The sequence below is a fragment of the Streptomyces sp. NPDC104381 genome (assembly GCF_055583745.1).
The window spans coordinates 758,932-779,091 of record NZ_JBVJNK010000002.1; the positions used below are offsets into that span (position 1 = coordinate 758,932).

A 20,160-nucleotide genomic window follows, 5' to 3' on the forward strand; every position below is an offset into this window, starting at 1 on the left:
TTGCCGCATTCCGCTCAGATACAGATATTTCGGTGAACCGAACCGCCCGAAGGGCGGCCACAGAAGGGGGGAGTCATGGCAAGAACCGCACTCATCACCGGCGTGACCGGACAGGACGGTTCGTACCTGGCGGAGCTGCTGCTCGAGAAGGGGTACACGGTCCACGGCCTGATACGCCGCTCGTCGAGCTTCAACACGGAGCGGATCGACCACATCTATCAGGGGCCCGAGGAAGCGAATCGTTCCTTCGTCCTCCATCACGCCGACCTCTCCGACGGGGTCGCGCTGGTGAACCTGCTGCGGGACGTCCAGCCCGACGAGGTCTACAACCTCGGCGCGCAGTCCCACGTCCGGGTCTCCTTCGACGCGCCGCTGTACACCGGGGACGTCACGGGGCTCGGTACGGTCCGGCTGCTGGAGGCGATCCGGGCCAGCCGCATCGAGACCCGGGTCTACCAGGCGTCCTCCTCGGAGATGTTCGGCGCGAGCCCGCCCCCGCAGAACGAGGCGACGCCGTTCCACCCGCGCAGCCCGTACAGCGTGGCCAAGGTGTACTCGTACTGGGCGACGGTCAACTACCGCGAGGCGTACGGGATGTTCGCCACCAACGGCATCCTGTTCAACCACGAGTCCCCGCGTCGGGGCGAGACCTTCGTGACCCGGAAGATCACCCGCGGGGTGGCCAGGATCAAGGCGGGTCTGCAGGACCGGCTGCATCTGGGCAACCTCGACGCCGTACGCGACTGGGGGTACGCCCCCGAGTACGTCGAGGCGATGTGGCGGATGCTCCAGTGCGACACCCCCGACGACTACGTGGTGGCCACCGGTGAGGGGGTCAGCGTCCGGCAGTTCCTGGAGTACGCCTTCGAGCACGCGGGCCTCGACTGGGCCGAGCATGTGCGCTACGACCCGAAGTACGAGCGTCCCAGCGAGGTCGACGCGCTGATCGGGGACGCGTCCAAGGCGGAGGAACTCCTCGGCTGGAAGCCTGAGGTGAAGTCGCGCGAGCTGGCCCGGATCATGGTCGACGCCGACATCCGGCTGCTGAGCGACCAGCTCACGGGGTCGGCGGTCCGGGTGGACCGGTGAACAGGCCCGGACGTACCCGGGCCGGCGTCCCGCGCTCCACCCTGCCGCCGGCTCCGGCGGGCCAGGTGCCCAAGGGCGCGCGGCGCGCCCTCCGTACCACCCACGACACCCGGCCGGCGCTCTCCGAGCCCGTGCCGGGGACCATCACCGGCGCGCTCTCCCGCTCCACCGGCCACCCGGTGGAGCGGGACGCGTCCGCACAGGACGGCGCCCCGGGCTCCGTCACCTCACTCGCCCCGGCCGGCAGCGGGACGGTCAGTCCCCGCATCCGGTCGGGCGAGGCAACCGCGGCCCACCGGCCGCAGCTCGTCCTCACCTTCGGAGTTGAATGATGAACGCAAGCTCGGGGCGGAGAACCGGGGGAAGCGGCCGTGTGCGGGCCGCCTCCGCCGCGCTCTGCCTGTTCGCCGGAGCCCTGACCGCGACAGCGGCCGGCGCCTCCCCCGCGGCGTCGCTGACACCGCCGGTCTCGCTCACCGCGGACGATCTCACCACCTGGCAGACCAACGGCATCGTCTGGTCGATGGCCGCGACGGACGGCGTCGTCTACGCGGGCGGCACGTTCTCCACCGTCCGGCCGCCGGGTGCGGCGGCCGGCACCTCGGAGGAACCCGCCGTCAACTTCGCGGCGTTCGACGCGGCGACGGGTGCGCCCACCGGGTGCAGCCTGTCGTTCACCCTGTCCTCGGGGACCGCCACCGTACGGGCGCTCGCCCTCTCGCCGGACGGCGGGACCCTGTACGCGGGCGGGCAGTTCGGCGCGGTCAACGGGGTGGGCGTCAGCAACATCGTGGCGATCGACACCGCGACCTGCACGCCCCGCCAGAACTTCAAGATCTCGGTATCGGCGACCGTACGGGCCCTCGACGTCACCGCGGACACCGTCTATCTGGCCGGTGACTTCAACAATGTGGGCGGGCAGACGAGGAACAAGTTCGCCGCCGTCACCACGGGCGCGGCGCTGCTCCCGTGGACGGCCAACGCCGACGAGGTGGCGCGGGCCGTGCAGGTGACCCCGGACGGGCAGCACGTGGCGCTCGGCGGTGACTTCTTCACCGTGAACGGCACCTCCTCGCACGCCCTGGCCGTGGTCGACGCCACGACCGGAGCGCTCACCAAGAGCTATCCGGGCTTCATCCCCAACACCTCGACGGTCCAGGACCTCACGACGGACGCGACCGGGCTGTACACCGCCAACGAGGGCACCGGCGGCGGGGTGTTCGACGGCAGGATCGCCATCGACCTCGACGACTACCAGCAGCGCTGGCGTGACACCTGCCTGGGCGCGACGCAGGCCGTCCTGGTCCACTCGGGTGTGCTGTACAGCGGGAGCCACGCCCATGACTGCGCCAGCATGAACGAGTTCCCCGATCAGCCGCGCAAGCATCTGCTGGCCCAGTCCGTCGACGACCCGACGCTCCTGCCCTGGTTCCCGGACACCAACGACGGCATCGGCGAGCCGGTCGGGCCCCGGGTGATGGCGCAGACCGACAAGGGCGGCCACCACTACCTCTGGGTCGGCGGGGAGTTCACCACCGTCAACGGCGCCGGCCAGCAGGGGCTGACCCGCTTCGCCGACGGGCCGGACACCGGGGCGCCCTGGGTGCCCAACGTCAGTCTCTCCACGGTCACGCCGGGGCGGATCGACGTCCAGTGGCAGACCAGCTTCGACACCGACGACGGGGAGCTGACGTACCGGATCTACAAGGACGGCGCGAGCACACCCGTGCACACCGTCACGGGCTACTCGCTCTTCTGGGACCGCCCGCAGCTGAAGTGGACGGACACCGATGTGGCGGTGGGCGAGACCCACTCGTACCGCATCACGGCGAGCGACGGCACCAACACCAGTGCCAAGTCCCCCGCCCAGTCGGCGACCGTCACGGCCTCCGCCCAGCCCTATCCGGCCCGGGTGCTGTCCGACGGCGCCTCGCTGTACTGGCGCTACGACGAGGGCACCTCGACCTTCGCCGCCGACACCACGGGCGGCCTGAACAACGGCTTCCTGCGCAACGCCCCCGCCTACCGGCAGACCCCGGCGGCGATCGCGGGCAGCTCGACCGCGATCGGCTTCGACGGCGCCGCCGAGTACGCGTACAGCAACAAGCGGCACGCCCAGCCCACCCGCTTCTCCGTGGAGACCTGGATCAAGACCACCACGGCCAGGGGCGGCAAGATCATCGGGTTCGGCAATCTGACCATGCAGAACAGCACCCGCTACGACAAGCAGGTCTACATGGCCAACAACGGGCGGCTGGTCTTCGGGGTCTACAGCGGCGGCTACCGCACGGTCACCACGACCGGGGCCTTCAACGACGGCAACTGGCACCATGTCGTCGCCACCCAGGGCACCGGTGGCATGGCGCTGTACGTCGACGGGCAGCTGCGGGCCTCCAACTTCCTCTACACCGGCAACGAGAACTACCCGGGGTACTGGCGGGTCGGCGGCGACAACCTGGCCAACTGGCCGAACCGTCCGACCAGCAACTTCTTCGCCGGCCAGATCGACGAGACCGCCGTCTACCCGACCGCGCTGAGCGCTTCCCAGGTCAGCGCGCACTACGCACTGAGGAACGCTCAATGAGACACCCGTTCCTGGCCGGTGCCGCCGTCGCCCTGGCGACGGCGGTGCTGGCCGCCTGCGGCTCGTCCGGCGGGTCCGGCGGGTCCGGTGACGGGGGCACCGCCGCCGCGGCCGGCCGTACGCCGTCCGTCGCGGCGGCGGTCTCCCCCACGCCGTCAGGGAGCCCGACGACGCCTCCGGGACCACGCGGGACCGGCAGTACGCCGAAGGCGCCCGCCGGGGAACTCGCCCCGGTCACGGGCACGTTCACGGAGAAGCAGAAGGAGTACCTGACCGACCGTGTGCCGAAGGGGATGGACCCGGCCGCGGTGCTCCAGACGGGCCAGGAGACCTGCGACCGGCTCCGCTATCTCGTCAAGGCCGACCGGGACATCGCCGTCGCCGCCATCGTCTCCGGCGAGGTCACCGGCGCGGAGCCGGCCGTGACCCACCTCTGCCCCCAGCACCAGGACCTCGTCGACGAGGCCGCCCTCGGGTACGCCGACGGCACCCACACCGGCAAGCTGCTCAGGGCGGGACGCTACCGCGCGCCCTCCCCCACCGACGCCTGCAGCTGGCAGCTGACCGGTGCGGGGGGCAAGGAGCTGGCGTCGGGCTCGTCCGGCACCGTCACCGTCACCAGGGCCGCCCGCACCTTCACCTCCACAGGCTGCTACGCCTGGCTGCCGCAAGGAGACAACGGATGAGCAAGCTGCCCATCGCCGTCGCGATCCCCACGAAGAACGAGGGGCTGAACATCGCCGAGGCCGTGAAGTCGGTCCTGGGCCACTTCGAGGCGGTCGTCGTGGTGGACTCCCACAGCACCGACGACACGGCGAAGATCGCCGAGGAGTGCGGCGCCGAAGTGGTCACGTACACCTGGGACGGCGGGCACCCGCGCAAGAAGCAGTGGTGCCTGGAGAACGTCCGGACGGATCTGGACTGGATCCTGCTGCTCGACGGTGACGAGCGGCTGAGCCCCGGCCTGCTGGCGGAGCTCCGGAGGATCTTCGCCGACCGGGAGAGCCCGAAGCCGGCGGCGTACGACATCCCGCTGGGCTACTGGTTCTCCGGGAAGCGGCTGCGGCACGGCTACACGATCCGCAAGCGGTCCCTGACCGACCGGACCAGGTGCTACTACCCGGAGGTCGGTGACCTCGCGGCGCCCGGGATCGGGGAGGTCGAGGGGCACTACCAGCCGGTCGCGACGACGGCCGAGGCGCTGAGCAACCCCATCGAGCACCAGGACCTGGATCCCGTCACCGCCTGGTTCGAGCGGCACAACCGCTACTCGGACTGGGAGGCGTGGCTGGAGCACCACCCCGACGTCAAGGAGCAGGTGCGGAAGGTGAAGTCCCGTCAGGGGCAGCTCTTCCACAAGGCGCCGTTCAAACCGCTGGTGTCCTTCGCCTACATGTACGTCTACCGGCGGGGCTTCCTCGACGGACGCGCCGGCCTGGACTTCGCGCTGGCGATGAGCTTCTACCGCTGGCAGATCGCGCTGAAGTCCCGTGAGGGGAAGACGGGTTGAGGTAGTCCGGCTCACGCCCTCCGGCGGACCACGTCCTCGTAGGTCTTCCGGAGGGTCCGGGTCACGGCCTCGATGGTGAAGTGCTCGTTGACGAGGTTCCACGCGGCTTTGCCCGCACGGTCGTTGGCCTCGGGCTCCAGCAGTTCCAGGACCGCTCCGGCGACCTTGCGGGCGTTCTCCGCGTCCTCACCGACGCGGCTGTCGATGACCCGGCCCGCCCCTGCCCCGGCCACGTCGGGGCCGAGTCCGCAGGTCCGGGTGATGACGGCGGGCGTGCCGACGGACATGGCCTCCAGGACCGAGACGCCGAGGGGCTCCTCGATGGACGGCAGGACGTACACATCGGCCTGCCGGCCTGCGGCGAGCACCTCCTCGTGGCCGAGGGGGCCCACATGGTCCAGCGAGTCCATGACGCCGAGCCTGCGGGCGAGCGCCAGCGTGCCGGGCAGGGCGCCGGTGTCCGGTCCCGCGAGGACGAACCGGGCGTCGGGGTGGCGGGCCAGGACGGCCGGCATCGCCGCGACGAAGTCCTCGGGCCGCTTGCGCTCCTGGACGCGGGCGAGGAAGAGCACGGTCGGCGGGCGGTTCCCGTCACGGGCGGGCTTGCGCTCCTGCGGGTGTACGCCGTTGACGAGCCTGACGGTGTTGGTGAGGGCGACCGGCGCGGCGACCGCGTTCACGTCGAGGCGCTCGGCCTCGGTGAGGTGGAGCACGGCGTCGGCGCGGCGCAGCACCGTGCGGACGCCCAGCAGATCGGTGAGCTGGGCGACGCGTTTCTCGGTCGGGTCGACCATGCCGTGGGTCTGGACGACGAGGGGGGTGCGGGTGGCCAGCGCGAGGAGCGCGGCGGGCAGGGTCACGAGGTCGCGCATCAGGTGGACGTGGACGAGGTCGGCGCCGCGCATCATGCGGCGCGCGGCGCGCAGCAGGGCGCCGGAGGTGATGCCGCTGACCTCGAACACCGGGAGCAGGTGGCGGGCCTGGAAGAGGTGGACGGGCACCCCTTCGACCGTGTCCGGCAGGGCACCCCCGAAGCCGTCGCCGAGTGCCATGATGCGGGCGTCGTCGCCGCCGGCGCGCTGCGCTTTGGACAGGTTGAGCGCGACCCGGGTCGGACCGCCGAACGCGTGGTCCGGAGTGTGCAGCGTGACGATGTGCAGGATCTTCACCAGGGTTCCCCTCAACCTCGGCCGACTGTTCACAGACTAGTCATCACCTCACCCCAAGTGGGCCTGTTCGTTAAGGTGTTCGTGGGCCAGGGGGGCTCTCGGGGCCGGCGATCGGGGGGTCGATGACGTCCGTGCACGAGTCGGTGGGGGCCGTCGCCGCCCCGGGGGGTGCCCCGCGTCCGCAGGACGAGCCGCCGGCCAGGCCGTTGACGTGGGCGATGCTCTCGCGGGCGCTGTCCGTGCCGCTCATCCTGGGCCTGGTCGTCTTCCTCCCCGCGGTGATCGCCGCCCAGCCCGGTTCCGGGGTCAGGGACACCGCCTACTGGCTTCAGCTCGTCCTGACGTGCTACTCCGGGGCCCGGCTCGCCACGATGATCCTGTCCACGCGACGACGGCTGCTCCAGGGCGTCTTCTGGATGTTCGTGTACATCGCCATGGGGGTCGCGCCGTTCGCGCAGGTGGTGATCGGGCAGACCCCGACCCCGATGGTGGGGCCGCGCGCGGACCTGGTGACGGCGATCGCGATGATCCTGGTGGGGTGTGCGGCCTTCGACCTGGGGGCACTGCTGGCCTCGCGCCGTCCGCTGCGGCGGCGCGCGCCTTCCCGTACGGCGGGAGGGCCGGCCGTGGCCCATCCGGTCAGGCTGCGGCTGCTGGTGGTGTTCGCGCTGCTGGCGAGCGGCTACTACGTACTGAAGCTCGGCGGGCCCGCGGTGTTCTTCTCCAGCCGTCAGGAGATCAGTGACACGGTGGCGCAGAGCGGGGTGGCGTCGGCGGAGTCGAACGTCGGCTCCGCGTTCCTGAAGGGCTTCGGGACCGTCCCCGCGCTGCTGGCGCTCCTCTTCTTCACCCGGCGTCTGGTGACCTCGCGGCGGGCGCGGCGCTCGCCGTCGACGGTGCTGGTGTGGGTGGCGCTGGCGGCCGTCAACCTGGTCGTGAACAACCCGGTTTCCAACGCCCGTTACTGGTTCCTGACGGTGCTGGTGTCGCTGCTGTTCACCGCGTTCCCGAGCAGCGCGGCGATGTACCGCTCGGTGCTGGCCATGGGCGTGGTGGGCGCCCTGGTGCTGTTCCCGTACGCGGACCGCTTCCGTTACGACGACGAGGGGTACCGGCCCGTGCAGTCGGCCTCCGTCTTCGAGCCGTTGGCCACCAAGGACTACGACCAGACGGTGATGTTCGCCAACACCATCTCCTGGGTGGACACCCGGGGCCACACGTACGGCCGCCAACTCGCGGGCTCCGCGCTCTTCTTCGTCCCCAGGGCGGTGTGGAGCGGGAAGCCGGAGGACACGGGGGTCCGCGTCGGCGAGTGGATGGGGATGAACATGACCAACCTGTCGGCTCCGCTGTGGACCGAGTTCTGGGTCGACTTCGGCGCGTCCGGCATGATCGGCGGCCTGGCCCTGATCGGCTACGCGGCGGCCCGTACCGACCGCCGGTATGCGCTGGCCGTCACCCGGGCGGGCCCCGGTCCTGGCAGCGTCCTGGCGATCGCGGCACCCCTGATCGCCGGGTACACCTTCATCCTGCTGCGCGGTCCGCTGCTCCAGGCCGCGGGGAAGCTGGCGATCGGCGCCCTGTGTCTGGTGCTGATCACGACGTTCAGGGAGCGGCGGGCAGCGCGTCGGCGCTGAGGGCGTCCGCCGTGCTCCGGCGGCGCAGCCGGGCGACCCGGGTCCAGGTGGCGGCGGCCTTGCAGAGCGATCCGAGAGCGAGCCCCCAGGCGGCCCCGGGGACGCCGCCGATGGCATAGCCCCCGGCCATCAGGGCCACGGCGGTGAGCGAGAAGACGACCTGGATGCTGAGGGTCGTACGCGGGTCGAGCATGCGCAGGGCGAGCAGTCCGCAGGTGCCGACGGCCATCGCCGCGTACTGGCTGCCGGTCGCCGGGAGCAGGGCGGCGGCCGTCGGCCAGGTGTCGCCGAGGAGCTGGCGGCCCGCGCGTTCGGGCAGCAGGGCCAGGGCGCCGGCCCAGAGGGCGGCGGTGGCGGCGAGGACGGCGGCGAGTCCCGCGGTGGCCCGCACACGGCGCCGCTCCTCGTCGATCCGGCCGAGCAGCGGCGGGCCGAAGGAGGTGGCGGAGGTGAAGAGCACGTTCAGCGGGCCGAACAGGGTGGTCGCGCCGCGCAGGGCGCCGACCAGGAGCGGGTTGCCGACGGCGCCGAGGCCGAGGACGGAGAGCTGGCTGGTCGCGTTGCCGACGCCGAACTCGACGGTGAAGCGCTGTCCGAGGTGGCCGCGCCGCAGCATCGGGCGCAGCAGCAGCGGGGCCCCGGCGGTCGCGCGGTGCAGCAGTACGGCGGACAGCAGGAGGGCCGGCAGGGCGGACAGCCCCCAGACCGCGATCAGCCGCGCCGGTGCGGCCCCGTACTCCTGGGCGGCCAGGGCGCCGAGCACGCAGCCCAGCCGCACCAGGTCGGAGGTCAGGGCGAGTTGGGGCCGCTGGAGCGTGGAGAAGGCGTAACGCAGGGTGTCCTGTCCCAGCACCACCGGCAGGACCAGGCCGAGGGCCAGCAGGGCGCGGGCGGTGTCCCCGGGGACGAACAGGCAGACGGCGGCCGTCAGGGCGCCGAGGACGGTCGAGGCCCCGAGGGTGAACACGACGGCCGAGCGGCAGGCACCCCGGGTGTCCGCACCGCCGCCGCGCCGCAGGACCAGCGGCTGCCCCGTGTAGGCGCCGGAGACGCCCAGCAGCACCGTGAAGACGAGGTAGACCGCGGAGAAGCGGGCGAAGTCCCCCACGGTGGAGAGCCGGGCGGCGGCCACCAGCACCAGGATGTTGGTGAGCGCCGCCACGCCCTGGTCCGCGACCGAGCAGAGGATCGCGGTGCGGGCTCTCACCGGCGCGCCCCCGGGAGCGTGAAGGAGCGCAGTCCCATGGTCTCGTCGGGGCTTCCGGTGATCTCCGGCGCGTCGGCGGCGGCGGCCGGTCCGCCCGGGCCGCCGGTGCGGCGCCGGGAGGACTTGTGCCGGCGGTCCGCGCGGCGCAGCCTGCCCCGGCCGGTGTGGAGCAGCGCGCCGAGCACCGAGCCGCCGGAGGCGCCGATGATCTCGCGGATGCGTTCGAGGTCGCTGCGGTGCACCTCGCGGGGGTCGCAGACGACCATGACGCCCTCGACGCGGTCGACGAGGGCGACCGCGTCGGCGTACGACAGCACCGGCGGGGCGAGGACGATGACGACGGCGCCGGGGCGGTCGGCCTCGGCGACGATCCGGCCGACGGACGCGGAGGTCAGGGCGCGGGGCACGTTGTCCGCGGTGACCCCGGCCACCAGGGCGAAGGCCCCCGAGCCGGGCACGTCCACGTTGGAGCGGCCGCCGGCGGGCCAGCCCCGGTCGCCGTCGTCGGCCGCCCAGCGCGGCGGCCGGACCTCGTGGGCGGCCGGTCCCAGGTCATGGGCGAGGGAGGGGGTGCGCAGATCGGCCTCGACGAGCAGGACGTCACGGCCCATCTCGGCGAAGGCCGCGGCCAGGTTGACGGCCGCGGCCTTCGCGGCCGTGTCGTCGCCGCGCGGGGCGGTGACGAGGAGCCGGCGTCGCTCCGCGAACGACGGGTCGTAGGCGAGCCGGAAGGCGACCGCGCGGTACTCCTCGGCGAGCCGTGAACCGCTGCGCCCGATCGCGAGCAGCGTGCCCGCCGCCGCGCGTTCCCTGGGCAGCGTGCCGAGCAGCGGGGCCCCGAGCGAGCGGACCAGCTCACGGGGGGAGCGTACGGCGGGGTCGAAGACGAGGCGGACCCAGGACAGCAGGAGTCCGAGGGCGAGGCCGACGACACCGCCGAGCCCGAGGAGCAGCGGCAGTCCGGCGCCGGCGGGCTCGGTGGGGGCGACGGGCTTCTTGTTGAGGTAGCCGGGGGTGGTGTCGAGCGCCTTGAGCTCGGAGATCTTCCGGCTCAGCTCGGAGATGGAGACGATGATGTTGGCGCGGGCGCTGCTGACGTCGTCCGCGGCGTCGACCCCGGTCCGCTCCTCCAGCAGGTCGCGCTTCTCCTCCAGCGGTGTGAGCTGGGCGCGGTAGCCGTCGGCCATGTTCTCGATGCTTTCCTCGGTACGCGCCTTGCGGTGCGCGAGGTAGGCGTTGGCCAGGGCTTCGGCGCGGGAGCGGGCCTGCTCGGGGGTGGCCCCGGTGTAGGAGAAGCGGAGGGTGAGGGTGTTGGGCGGGTTGGTGACCTGGAGCCCGGCCAGCAGCTTCCGGGCGGTGACGTCGTCGCCCTTCTTGAGCAGGGTCCCGGCGGCCAGGTCGCCCACGGTGTCGCTGACGGCGGTCTGCCGTTCGGAGCCGATGTTGATGCCCTTGTCGGCGGAGGCCCCGGTGGCGAAGGGGTCGGCGGTCGCGGAGCGCACCTGCACCTCACCGGCGGCCGTGTAGGTGTCGTCACCGCTCAGGGCGAGGAACCCACCGCCGATGAGGCCCACGAGGACGCCTCCGGCCAGCAGGGCGCGGTAGCGCAGGAGCTGGCGGAACTGGTCCCGGAGCAGAGCCGGTTCGTCCTGGTCGTCCACGGGACGGATCTGATGCGTCATCGGCGTGCTCCCCCTTCGGTGTCCCCGGCCGGCCCGGAGCCGGACTGCCCGGAGCCGGCCCGACCTGACCTGGCCGGCCCGGACCCGGCCCGTCCTGCCCCGGTCCCGGTACCGGCGTCCGCGAGTGCCTCGGTGAGCAGGGCGTCGAAGCGGGCGAGCCCCGCCTCCCTGCTCAGGTGCTCCGCGACGTACCGCGGGCCGTGCGCTCCCAGCGCGTCCGCCGCCACCGGATCGGCGGCGAGCCGGCGTACGGCGGTGAGGAGCGCGGCCGGGTTTTCGGGCGCCACGAGGACACCCGCGCCCGAACGCCGCACCTCGTCGGCCGTACCGCCCCGGTCGGCCACGGAGGCGACGACGGGGCGTCCGGAGACGAAGTACGAGGTGAGCTTGGACGGCACGCTCATGTCCAGCACGGAGGCCCGCTGGGTCACCGCGAGGACGTCGGCGGCGGCGAGCACATCGGTGAAGTCGTCCGCGCCCGCCGGCGGGAGGAAGTCGAGGTTGGGCAGGCCCGCGGCCCGCTCGCGCAGTCCGTCGCGCTGGTTCCCGTCGCCCATCAGGACGACCCGGATGTCCGGGGCCAGCCGTGCCAGGCCGACCAGGACGTCGAGCCCCTGCTTGAGGCCCATGTTCCCCGAGTGCAGCAGTACCGGCGTGTCCTCGGCCCATCCCAGGCGGGCCCGGGTGGCGGCCCGGTCCGCCGAAGGGCTGCGTACATGCGTCCAGTTGGGGACGATCCTGATCCGGCCGGGGTCCACCCCGAGGGCGGTGACGCCCTCCACGAAGCTCTCGTGGATGACCCCGACGAGGGCCGCGCCGCGCAGGGCGTGGCGCTCGGCCTTCGCGGCGGCCTCCGCCGCCCTGCCTCCCCCTCGGATGCCGCTCTGCGCGGCGGCCGCGCCCATCAGGTCCTGGACGACGGGTATGTGGGGCACACCCTGGCGGCGCGCCAGCCGGGCGGCGAGGACGCCGCCCGCGAGGCTCGGCATCTGGGAGACCACCGCGTCGAAGCGTCCGGGCGGCGGCGCGAGCATCCCGTGGAGCAGCACGGACGCCTCGAACACACCGCGTCTCAGGGCGGTCTGACGGGTCGGTACATAGTGACGGCGGCGGTGGACCCGCACCCCCTCGCGGCTCTCCTCCCTCCGCCAGGCACCCCGGTAGCGCTCGTCCACGCGCCAGGCGGGGTAGTGCGGCATGCCGGCCAGCACCTCGGTCCTGGCCCCGGACGCCGCCCAGTGCTCGGCGAGCTGTGTGGCGTACGGGCCGATGCCCGTCAGCTCGGGGGCGTAGTTGGTGGAGACCACGAGAAGTCTGCGGTTTTCGAACGGCCTCAGATGCTCAGCAGCGGACAACGGATGATCGCCTTCCCCCCGGAACAGCCCTTCCTCCGAGCTTATCCGTTCACGGGATGCACAAGTGTTCTTCACAGTAAGGTCGTTGAACCAGTTCCGCCGTGGGGGGAGAGAACGGATGGTGCAGCACAGAGTCGGTTACGCGCCGGGGGTGTACGACCTGTTCCACGTCGGCCACCTCAACATCCTGCGGCACGCCCGCAGCCAGTGCGACTACCTGGTGGCCGGGGTCGTCTCCGACGAGATGGCGGCGCTGGCCAAGGGCCACGCCCCGGTGATCCCGCTGCCCGAGCGGCTGGAGATCGTCCGCAGCGTGCGCTACGTGGACGCGGCGTTCGTGGAGACCGTTCCGGACAAGGTCGAGACCTGGCAGCAGGTCCGCTTCGACGTCATCTTCAAGGGCGACGACTGGCGCGGCACGGAGAAGGGCGAACGCCTGGAGCGCGACTTCGCCGAGGTCGGGGTGGAGGTCGTCTACTTCCCGTACACGGTGCACACGTCCAGCACCCAGCTGCGCCGGGCACTGGACGTGCTCGTCAGCCGGCCCGGAGCGCTTTCAGCTCCCTGAACCACTTGGCCAGGAACGCCACGAGGAACAGCGCGTGCACGGCCGCCAGGACGGCGTACCCGGCCCGGAAGGCGCCGGGTGCGCCGAGCAGCAGGAAGACCAGGCAGAAGACCCCGTAGTCCGCGGGCAGCAGCGCCACGGCCCGGATCCGGGACACCGGGGCACCGGCGGGCACGGGTTCCGGCGCGGCGCGGACCGCGGCCTTGCCGAGCTGTTCCCGCAGCAGTCCCGCGCAGAAGGTGAGCACGGCGACGAAGAGGAACCCGAGCGGCAGCAGCAGCCAGCCCTCACCGGGCAGGGCGCCGAACCGGTGGAACGCGATCAGCACGGCGCTGTGGACGAGGATCATCTTCGCGCAGTCCACGACATGGTCGAGCCACTCGCCGTCCGGTCCGCCCCGCCCCGTCAGACGCGCGAGCTGCCCGTCGGCCGAGTCGAAGGCGAAGCCGACGAGCAGACCCGCCCAGACGGCGGCGCCGAGCCACCAGGACGGTTCCACGAGCGCCACGGCCGCGATCGCCGTGAAGGTGAACGCGGCGCTGACCAGGGTGACCTGATTGGGCGTCAGCCCCGCTCGGAACGCACCGGCGGCGAGCAGCCGTCCGGCCGGGCGGTTCACGTACCGCGAGTAGAGCGAGACACCCTTGGACGACTTCTGTGCGCCGCGCAGTTCGCGCAGCACCGTACCCGTGCTTCCCATACGCCCCCCAGCGCCCGGTGATTGCCGCCGCATCATCGCAGAAAACATGTGCGAGGCGTGGGGATACCGGGAGGCCGGAGGTCTACCCCTGGTCGCGCTCGGGCCCCGTGCCGGGTTCCGGTTCGGTGCCGGGCGCGGTCTCCGGCTCCGGCTCGGTGAGCTGCGCGTCCAGGTCGTCGAACAGCAGCTCTCCGCGCTCGATCTGCCCCGTCCGGTACGCCGACCGCGCCACCAGATGGGAGGCCACGGGGCCCGTCATCAGCTGGAAGAAGCCGATGAGGGCCAGCGTCGCCAGGTCCATCCCGCTGTGCAGCCGCAGCCCGACCCCGGCGAGCACGAGCAGCAGGCCGAGGGTCTGCGGCTTGGTCGCCGCGTGGCTGCGGGAGAGGACGTCGGGCAGCTTGAGCATGCCGACGACCCCGAGGAGCGAGATCGCCGCGCCGAGGAACACGAGCACCGCCCCGGCCGTGTCCGCGACCTGGGACCAGACGTTCACCGCTGTCCCTCCTTCCCGCCGGCCCTGCGGCGTGACAACGGTTTGTCGCGTACGGCGATGAAGCGGGCGATGCCCACCGAGCCGGTGAAGCCGAGGAACGCCAGCACCAGCATGATCGGGAAGTAGAACGAGTCGCGGGCGAACGCGGACTTGGCGCCCAGGCCGGCGATGACGACCGCCGCGAAGACGTCGAGGGAGATGGCCCGGTCCAGCATGGAGGGCCCCCGGCTGATCCGGAACAGCAGCAGCGCGCCCGCCACGACGACGAACACGACGGCGCAGGTCATCAGCACCCGGTCGACGGTCTCGGGGCCGCTCATGAGGTCTCCTCCCCGGTGCCGGACCCGGGCCCGCCGTCGGACCCGTCGTCGGATCCGGCGAGGGGTGGCGGGGGCTCGGACACCCGGTCGATCTCGTCGGAGGTGCCGAAGGCCCGGACCGTCAGCTCCTCCAGCTTCCAGACGGAGCGCCGGGCCGCCTCCAGCTCGGCCGGGTCGTCCGCGTCGAGCACGTGCAGGAAGAGGGTGGCCGTGGCCCTGCGCACCTCGACGACGGAGCCGCCCGGCGTGTTCGACACGGAGACGGCGGTCGCGGCGAGCATCAGGTCGCTGCGGCACCGCAGCGGTACGCCGATGACGGCGGGCCGGTGCGGGTGTCCGGCGAAGATCTGCCGGGTGACCTTCACCCCCGAGGTGTACATGTCGTAGAGCAGATAGGCGGCGAGCCGGATGATGCCCCAGGGGTGCAGCCGGAGCCCCAGGTCGACCTGCGGCAGCGGGAACGCCAGACAGACGGCCACCGCGACGACCGCGCCGGTGACGACGTTGGCCCAGGTCAGGGTGGACCACAGCAGGACCCAGATCAGGGTGAGCCAGGCGATCAGCGGGAGGTCGAGCACCCGGCGCCGGCGGCCGGCGAACTCGATGCTGAACGGGGGCAGATCGGGGTTGTGGTACGACAGGGTGATCAGGCGTCTCACCGGCCGAGCACCTCCTCCACATAGGGACGGCGCGCGATGAGTTCGGCCGCCGAACGGTCGGTGAAGGCCGCCAGCGGCCCGGCCAGGACGGTGAAGGCGAGGCCGAGCAGGACGGCCCCGGCGGTGGCCGCCGTCATGGCCGCGGGCGGGCGGACCGTGGTGGTGACGGCCCGCCCCTGGAGGGTGGCGGCCAGGCCGCCGCCCGCCGGTACGGGGCCCACCCCCTCGTCGCCGGTGCCGGGGATGCGGTCCGGTCCGGTGTCGGGGTCCTCGTCGTCGCTGTCGTCGGCGGCCTCCAGGACGGTGCCGTAGGCGGCCTGGCCCGGCGGCTCGATGCGCCAGAAGGCCAGATTCCAGATCTTGGCCATCACGTACAGGGTGAGCAGGCTCGTCACGGTGGCGCCCGCGACGAGGATCCAGGCCCAGACGCTGCCGTCCGACACCCCGGCCCGCATCAGTCCGAGCTTCCCGATGAATCCGGAGAACGGCGGGATCCCGGCGAAGTTCATCGCCGGGACGAAGAAGAGGACCGCGAGGAGCGGAGCCGACCGGGCCAGTCCGCCGAGGCGGGTGAGTTCGTTGGTACCGCCCCGGCGTTCGATGAGTCCCGCCACGAGGAAGAGGGACGTCTGGACGGTGATGTGGTGGGCGACGTAGAAGATCGCGCCGCCGTACGCCTCCCGGGTGGCGAGGCCGATCCCGAAGACCATGTAACCGATGTGGCTGATCAGGGTGAAGGAGAACAGCCGCTTCAGGTCGGTCTGGGCGACCGCCCCGAGGATGCCCACGATCATCGAGGCCAGGGCGAGGGCCATGAGGAGGTCGCCGAGCCGGTTGCCGGGGAAGAGCAGGGTCTCGGTCCGCAGCATGCAGTAGATGCCGACCTTCGTCAGCAGGCCGGCGAAGACGGCGGTGACGGGCGCGGGCGCGGTCGGATAGGAGTCGGGCAGCCAGGCGGCGAGGGGGAAGACGGCGGCCTTGATGGCGAAGACCGTGAGCAGCATGGCCTGGACGAGGGTCTGTACGCCCAGGGGCAGTTCGGGCAGCCGGACGGCGAGCTGGGCCAGGTTGGCGGTGCCGGTGGCGGCGTACGTCATGGCGATGGCCGTGAGGAACAGCATCGAGGAGAACAGCGAAATGATCACGTAGGTGGAACCGGCCCGGATCCGGGGGCCGGTGCCGCCGAGCGTGAGCAGGACGAAGCTGGCGACCAGCATGATCTCGAAGCCGACGTAGAGGTTGACGAGGTCGCCCGCGATGAACGTGAGGGAGACCCCGGCGACCAGGATGAGGTAGGCGGGGTGGAAGACGGCGACGGGCGTCTCCTTGTCCCGGTCCGCCATGCCCTGGCCGAGCGAGTAGACCAGGACGGCGAGGGTGACCGCCGAGGAGACGGTCAGCATCAGCCCGGCCAGCCGGTCGGCGACCAGGGTGATGCCGAGCGGCGGGGCGAAGTCGCCGAGGTGGACGGAGAGGGGGCCCTGGCGGTCTGCGGCGACCATCAGCACCACCGAGAGCCCGAGGACGGCGGTGAGGACGGCGACGCTGATGAAGCGCTGGAAGCGCGCGAGCCTGGTGCCGAAGGCGAGGCTCACGCCGGTGGCGCAGAGGGGCAGCAGGACCGGCAGCGGGACGAGTGCGTTCATCCGGTGGCTCCTCGGTCGTCGTCCTTGTCGTTCACGTAGTCCTCCGGGTCGGCTCCCAGCACGTCGTTCCACAGGTCTCCGCCGGCGTCCCGGCCACGTGCCTGAAGGGCGCGGTCGGCGCGGAGCCGGGCCCGCAGCCGGCGGTGTTCCTGGCGGTACCGGGCGCGTTCCTCCCGTGTGGGTCTGGGCCCCGACCGGTACTCCTCCCGGAGCTCGGCCCGCTCCCCCAGTACCTCGGCGCGCAGGAAGATGCGCCGGTCCTCCAGGTCGTCGTGGACCTCGTCCGTGCCGGTCAGCTGGTAGCTGCGGTAGGCCATGGCGAGGAGGAAGGCCGTGGTCGCGAGGGTGATGACGATGGCGGTGAGGGCGATGGCCTGGGGCAGCGGGTCGGTGATGCGGCGCAGCGGCACCCCGTAGAGCAGGGGCGCGGCGCCCGCCGCGCCGGTCGAGGAGAGGACCAGCAGGTTGATGCCGTTGCTCGCGATCACCGCGCCGAGCAGGATGCGGGTGAGGGGCCGGGTGAGCATGAGGATGCCGCCGACCGCGCAGAGGACGACCGCTGTGGCGAGGAGCGAGGCGCTCATGATCATTGCTGGGGTTCCCCCTTCCCGGTGTCCGCGGCGGGGGTGAGTGCGCCCGCCGCCCGTTCGATCTGCCGGTCGACCTTGGCGCCCAGCGCCCGCACGATGTCCAGGACCACGCCGAGGACCAGCAGGTAGACACCGAAGTCGAAGAGGACCGAGGTGCTCAGGTGGTAGTCGCCGAACACGGGCAGGTGCCCGTGGTAGGTCCAGGCGTGCAGCACGGTTCCCTCGGCGAGGCCGCCCAGGGCGACGGCGGTGGACACGAACAGCCCGAGTCCGGTGAAGAGTCCGGGTTGCAGCGGCGCGGCCTCCGCGAGTTCGAATCTGCCGCCCGCCAGATAGCGGGTGATGAGTCCGAGCCCCGCGACGAGCCCGGCGACGAAGCCGCCGCCGGGCATGTTCTCCGCGCAGAACAGCAGGTACAGGGAGAGCACCAGGATGGGGTGGAAGAGCAGCCGGGCCACCACCTCGAAGACGATGGAGCGGTGCTCGGGCGCGAGGGTGGAGCCGGCCGCCAGCCAGCTGCGTTCGGGCGCGGTGTCGTCGCCCTGCGGCAGGCCGGTGAGCCGCCGTCCGGAGAGCGCCCACGCGGTCTCCCCCTGGAGTTCCTCCCTGCTCATGGTCGTCTCGCCGCGGCGGTGCAGATAGATGAGGCTGGTCACGCCGATCGCCGCCGCCGCGAGGACGGCGGACTCCCCCATCGTGTCCCAGGCCCGCAGGTCGACCAGGATGGTGGCGACCACGTCCTTGAGTCCGTGGTGCTCGACCTCCTCGACCATCGCCGCGCCCGCGGGCTCGGCGACCCGTGCGGCGCCCGCCACCCAGACGGCCGTGCCGACGGTCGCCGCCGCGCCCAGGGCCACCGGGATCCGCAGCGCCCGCCGCCAGGTGCCGATCGACTCCTCGAAGCGCACCGGCAGCCGGCGCAGGACCAGGACGAACACGATCATCGACACGGTCTCGACGCAGAACTGGGTGAGCGCCAGGTCGGGGGCGCCCTGGACCACGAAGAGCAGCGCAGCGCCGTAGCCGGTCAGCCCGGCCAGGACGACGGCCTTCATACGGCGGCTGACGGTCAGGCAGGAGAGGGCGGCCGCGCAGGTCAGTACGGCCACCGCGCCCTGGAGCGGGGCGTCCCACACCCGGGGGGCGACCGCGCCCTCCCAGGGCCGGTCCGTGACCAGGACCGCGAGCTGGCCGGAGAGCATCACCATCAGGGTGATCGCCAGGTAGCCGGAGAGGGAGCCGCGCTGGACGAAGCCGGTGACCTGGAGGGCGATCCGTTCCAGGCCGAGCAGGATGTGGCCGAAGACGCTGTCGGCGGTCGGCCAGGCGACGCGCCGGGAGATCCGGGTGACCGTCGTACGCCCGGCGAAGAGCACGGCGCCGCCGGCCCAGGTGACGGCGGACAGCAGCAGGGCCGTCCCGAAGCCGTGCCAGAGCGCGAGGTGGTACGGGTGCTCGGGGGCGGGGAAGACGTCGGCGTACGCGGCGAACAGCCGGTCCGTCCATCCGACGCCGGGGCCGAGCACCAGCCCGGCGACGGCGAGGACGGCGGGCGGGGCGAGCAGGGCGGCGCCGACGTGGTGGGCGGGGGTGTCGGCGACACCGGGCTTACGGGCGAAGGCCCCCCAGACGAAACGCAGGGTGTACGCGACGGTCAGCACCGAGCCGGCGACGGCCACGGCCAGCAGCCAGCGGTCGAGCGCGTCCCCGTGCTGCAAGGCGTCGAAGGCGGCTTCCTTGGCGGCGAATCCGAGGAGGGGCGGCAGGGCGGCCATGGAGGCGGCGGCGAGCACCGCGACCCCGCAGACGTACGGCGTGGTGCGGGCGAGGCCGGAGAGCTTGCGCAGGTCACGGGTGCCGGTGGCATGGTCCACGATGCCGATGACGAGGAACAGCGCCGCCTTGAACAGGGCGTGACCCAGGATCAGCGCGGCCGCGGCGAGTGCGGCGTTCCGGTTACCCGCGCCGGCGAGCACGACGAGGAAGCCGAGCTGGCTGACGGTCCCGTAGGCGAGGACGAGCTTCAGGTCGTGCAGGCGCAGGGCGCGCCAGCCGCCCAGGAGCATCGTCGCTCCCCCGAGCACCAGGACGAGGGGCCGCCAGACGGGGACGTCGGCGAAGGCGGGGGCGAGCCGGGCCACCAGATAGACACCGGCCTTGACCATGGCCGCGGCGTGCAGGTACGCGCTGACGGGGGTGGGCGCGGCCATCGCGTTCGGCAGCCAGAGGCTGAACGGCCAGATCGCCGACTTGGACAGGGCCCCGCACAGCACGAGGACGATGGCCACGGACACGGCGAGGGTCGCCTCGGGCGGGTCGGCGACGATCTCGGAGATCCGGTAGGTGCCCGCCGCCTCGCCGAGGATCAGGAAGCCGACCAGCATGGCCAGGCCGCCCAGCGTGGTGACCGTCAGGGCCTGGAGGGCGGAGCGGCGGTTCTTCTTGCGTTCGCTGGTGTGGCCGATCAGCAGGTACGAGAAGACGGTGGTCAGTTCCCAGAAGACGTACAGGGTGATGAGGTCGTCCGCGAGGACGAGGCCGAGCATCGCGCCGGCGAAGGCCAGCAGGTTCCCGGCGAAGGGCGCCAGTTGGGGGGAGCGGTCGGTGAAGTAGGACGCGCAGTAGAGCAGGACGAGCGTGCCCACCCCGGCCGCGAGCAGCACCATCAGCTCGGCGAGCGCGTCCAGGCGCAGGGCGACCGACACGTCGTACGTGCCGATCCACTCCCACGACCAGGTGACCGCCCGGCCCGCTTCGGTGCCGCCCCATTCGGTGGCCGCCCACACCGTGGTGGCGGCGGGGGGCAGCGCGAGCACGACGAAGGCGTACCTGCCGAGCCGTCGCACGAGCGGCGGCGAGCACGCCGCCAGTGCGAAGTGGCAGAGGATGAGTGCGATCACGACGGGTGGTCCGGAACAAAGGGCACCGAATACAGATATATCCCTCGG

General features: G+C 72.3%; 18 protein-coding genes. 7 read left to right on the forward strand and 11 right to left on the reverse strand.

Annotated features, from left to right (window positions below; genetic code table 11):
- Positions 1 to 75 precede the first annotated feature (75 nt).
- Genes gmd through ACZ607_RS08370 form a run of 5 tightly spaced genes read left to right on the forward strand, consistent with a single transcriptional unit; the run spans position 76 to position 5,183 of the window.
- On the forward strand, positions 76 to 1,089 hold the full coding sequence (gene gmd, locus ACZ607_RS08350; protein WP_469733023.1) for a GDP-mannose 4,6-dehydratase: 1,014 nt from the start codon (positions 76 to 78) through the stop codon (positions 1,087 to 1,089).
- Positions 1,086 to 1,421, forward strand: a complete 336-nt coding sequence (locus tag ACZ607_RS08355) for a hypothetical protein (RefSeq protein ID WP_469733025.1) — start codon at positions 1,086 to 1,088, stop codon at positions 1,419 to 1,421. The genes gmd and ACZ607_RS08355 overlap by 4 nt, the downstream gene beginning before the upstream one ends.
- Positions 1,418 to 3,673, forward strand: coding sequence for a LamG-like jellyroll fold domain-containing protein (locus ACZ607_RS08360; RefSeq protein ID WP_469733027.1), 2,256 nt, complete (start codon positions 1,418 to 1,420; stop codon positions 3,671 to 3,673). Before ACZ607_RS08355 ends, ACZ607_RS08360 begins: the two co-directional genes overlap by 4 nt.
- Complete coding sequence (locus ACZ607_RS08365; protein ID WP_469733029.1) at positions 3,670 to 4,359, forward strand: hypothetical protein; 690 nt, start codon at positions 3,670 to 3,672, stop codon at positions 4,357 to 4,359. Before ACZ607_RS08360 ends, ACZ607_RS08365 begins: the two co-directional genes overlap by 4 nt.
- Positions 4,356 to 5,183 (forward strand): glycosyltransferase family 2 protein, encoded by an 828-nt coding sequence (locus tag ACZ607_RS08370; protein WP_469733031.1) that lies wholly within the window; start codon positions 4,356 to 4,358, stop codon positions 5,181 to 5,183. Before ACZ607_RS08365 ends, ACZ607_RS08370 begins: the two co-directional genes overlap by 4 nt.
- 11 nt (positions 5,184 to 5,194) lie before the next feature.
- On the opposite strand, the gene ACZ607_RS08375 is transcribed toward ACZ607_RS08370, so the two are convergent.
- The gene (locus ACZ607_RS08375; RefSeq protein WP_469733033.1) at positions 5,195 to 6,352 is read right to left on the reverse strand and encodes a glycosyltransferase; all 1,158 of its coding nucleotides are present in this window, start codon (positions 6,350 to 6,352) and stop codon (positions 5,195 to 5,197) included.
- A 122-nt stretch (positions 6,353 to 6,474) separates the two neighbouring features.
- Between ACZ607_RS08375 and ACZ607_RS08380 the strand changes: the two genes are divergently transcribed.
- Positions 6,475 to 7,989, forward strand: coding sequence for a hypothetical protein (locus ACZ607_RS08380; protein ID WP_469733035.1), 1,515 nt, complete (start codon positions 6,475 to 6,477; stop codon positions 7,987 to 7,989).
- On the opposite strand, the gene ACZ607_RS08385 is transcribed toward ACZ607_RS08380, so the two are convergent.
- From ACZ607_RS08385 to ACZ607_RS08395, 3 genes are read right to left on the reverse strand one after another with little or no spacing between them, the layout of a single operon-like run.
- The gene (locus tag ACZ607_RS08385; RefSeq protein WP_469733037.1) at positions 7,958 to 9,196 is read right to left on the reverse strand and encodes an MATE family efflux transporter; all 1,239 of its coding nucleotides are present in this window, start codon (positions 9,194 to 9,196) and stop codon (positions 7,958 to 7,960) included. The genes ACZ607_RS08380 and ACZ607_RS08385 overlap by 32 nt on opposite strands.
- Entirely contained in the window at positions 9,193 to 10,878 is a 1,686-nt protein-coding gene (locus ACZ607_RS08390) for a P-loop NTPase family protein (protein ID WP_469733039.1), read from the reverse strand. The genes ACZ607_RS08385 and ACZ607_RS08390 overlap by 4 nt, the downstream gene beginning before the upstream one ends.
- Entirely contained in the window at positions 10,875 to 12,185 is a 1,311-nt protein-coding gene (locus ACZ607_RS08395) for a glycosyltransferase (protein ID WP_469733431.1), read from the reverse strand. Before ACZ607_RS08395 ends, ACZ607_RS08390 begins: the two co-directional genes overlap by 4 nt.
- A gap of 166 nt (positions 12,186 to 12,351) precedes the next feature.
- Between ACZ607_RS08395 and ACZ607_RS08400 the strand changes: the two genes are divergently transcribed.
- A complete protein-coding gene (locus ACZ607_RS08400) occupies positions 12,352 to 12,801 on the forward strand; it encodes an FAD synthase family protein (protein WP_469733041.1) in 450 nt (149 codons plus the stop codon).
- Here ACZ607_RS08400 and ACZ607_RS08405 read toward each other — a convergent pair.
- From ACZ607_RS08405 to ACZ607_RS08435, 7 genes are all read right to left on the reverse strand, one after another.
- Positions 12,770 to 13,501: a CDP-alcohol phosphatidyltransferase family protein gene (locus ACZ607_RS08405; RefSeq protein WP_469733043.1), complete on the reverse strand. Its 732-nt coding sequence runs from the start codon at positions 13,499 to 13,501 to the stop codon at positions 12,770 to 12,772. The genes ACZ607_RS08400 and ACZ607_RS08405 overlap by 32 nt on opposite strands.
- Positions 13,502 to 13,583: 82 nt before the next feature.
- Positions 13,584 to 13,997, reverse strand: a complete 414-nt coding sequence (gene mnhG / locus ACZ607_RS08410) for a monovalent cation/H(+) antiporter subunit G (protein WP_469733045.1) — start codon at positions 13,995 to 13,997, stop codon at positions 13,584 to 13,586.
- The gene (locus ACZ607_RS08415; protein ID WP_469733047.1) at positions 13,994 to 14,317 is read right to left on the reverse strand and encodes an MrpF/PhaF family protein; all 324 of its coding nucleotides are present in this window, start codon (positions 14,315 to 14,317) and stop codon (positions 13,994 to 13,996) included. The genes mnhG and ACZ607_RS08415 overlap by 4 nt, the downstream gene beginning before the upstream one ends.
- A complete protein-coding gene (locus ACZ607_RS08420; RefSeq protein WP_469733049.1) occupies positions 14,314 to 14,976 on the reverse strand; it encodes a Na+/H+ antiporter subunit E in 663 nt (220 codons plus the stop codon). The genes ACZ607_RS08415 and ACZ607_RS08420 overlap by 4 nt, the downstream gene beginning before the upstream one ends.
- Positions 14,973 to 16,622 carry a Na+/H+ antiporter subunit D gene (locus tag ACZ607_RS08425; protein WP_469733051.1) on the reverse strand — a complete coding sequence of 550 codons (1,650 nt, stop codon included), beginning with the start codon at positions 16,620 to 16,622 and terminating at the stop codon, positions 14,973 to 14,975. Before ACZ607_RS08425 ends, ACZ607_RS08420 begins: the two co-directional genes overlap by 4 nt.
- Positions 16,619 to 17,212: a Na(+)/H(+) antiporter subunit C gene (locus ACZ607_RS08430; protein ID WP_469733053.1), complete on the reverse strand. Its 594-nt coding sequence runs from the start codon at positions 17,210 to 17,212 to the stop codon at positions 16,619 to 16,621. Before ACZ607_RS08430 ends, ACZ607_RS08425 begins: the two co-directional genes overlap by 4 nt.
- Entirely contained in the window at positions 17,209 to 20,112 is a 2,904-nt protein-coding gene (locus ACZ607_RS08435; protein ID WP_469733054.1) for a Na+/H+ antiporter subunit A, read from the reverse strand. Before ACZ607_RS08435 ends, ACZ607_RS08430 begins: the two co-directional genes overlap by 4 nt.
- Between the last annotated feature and the right edge of the window lie 48 nt (positions 20,113 to 20,160).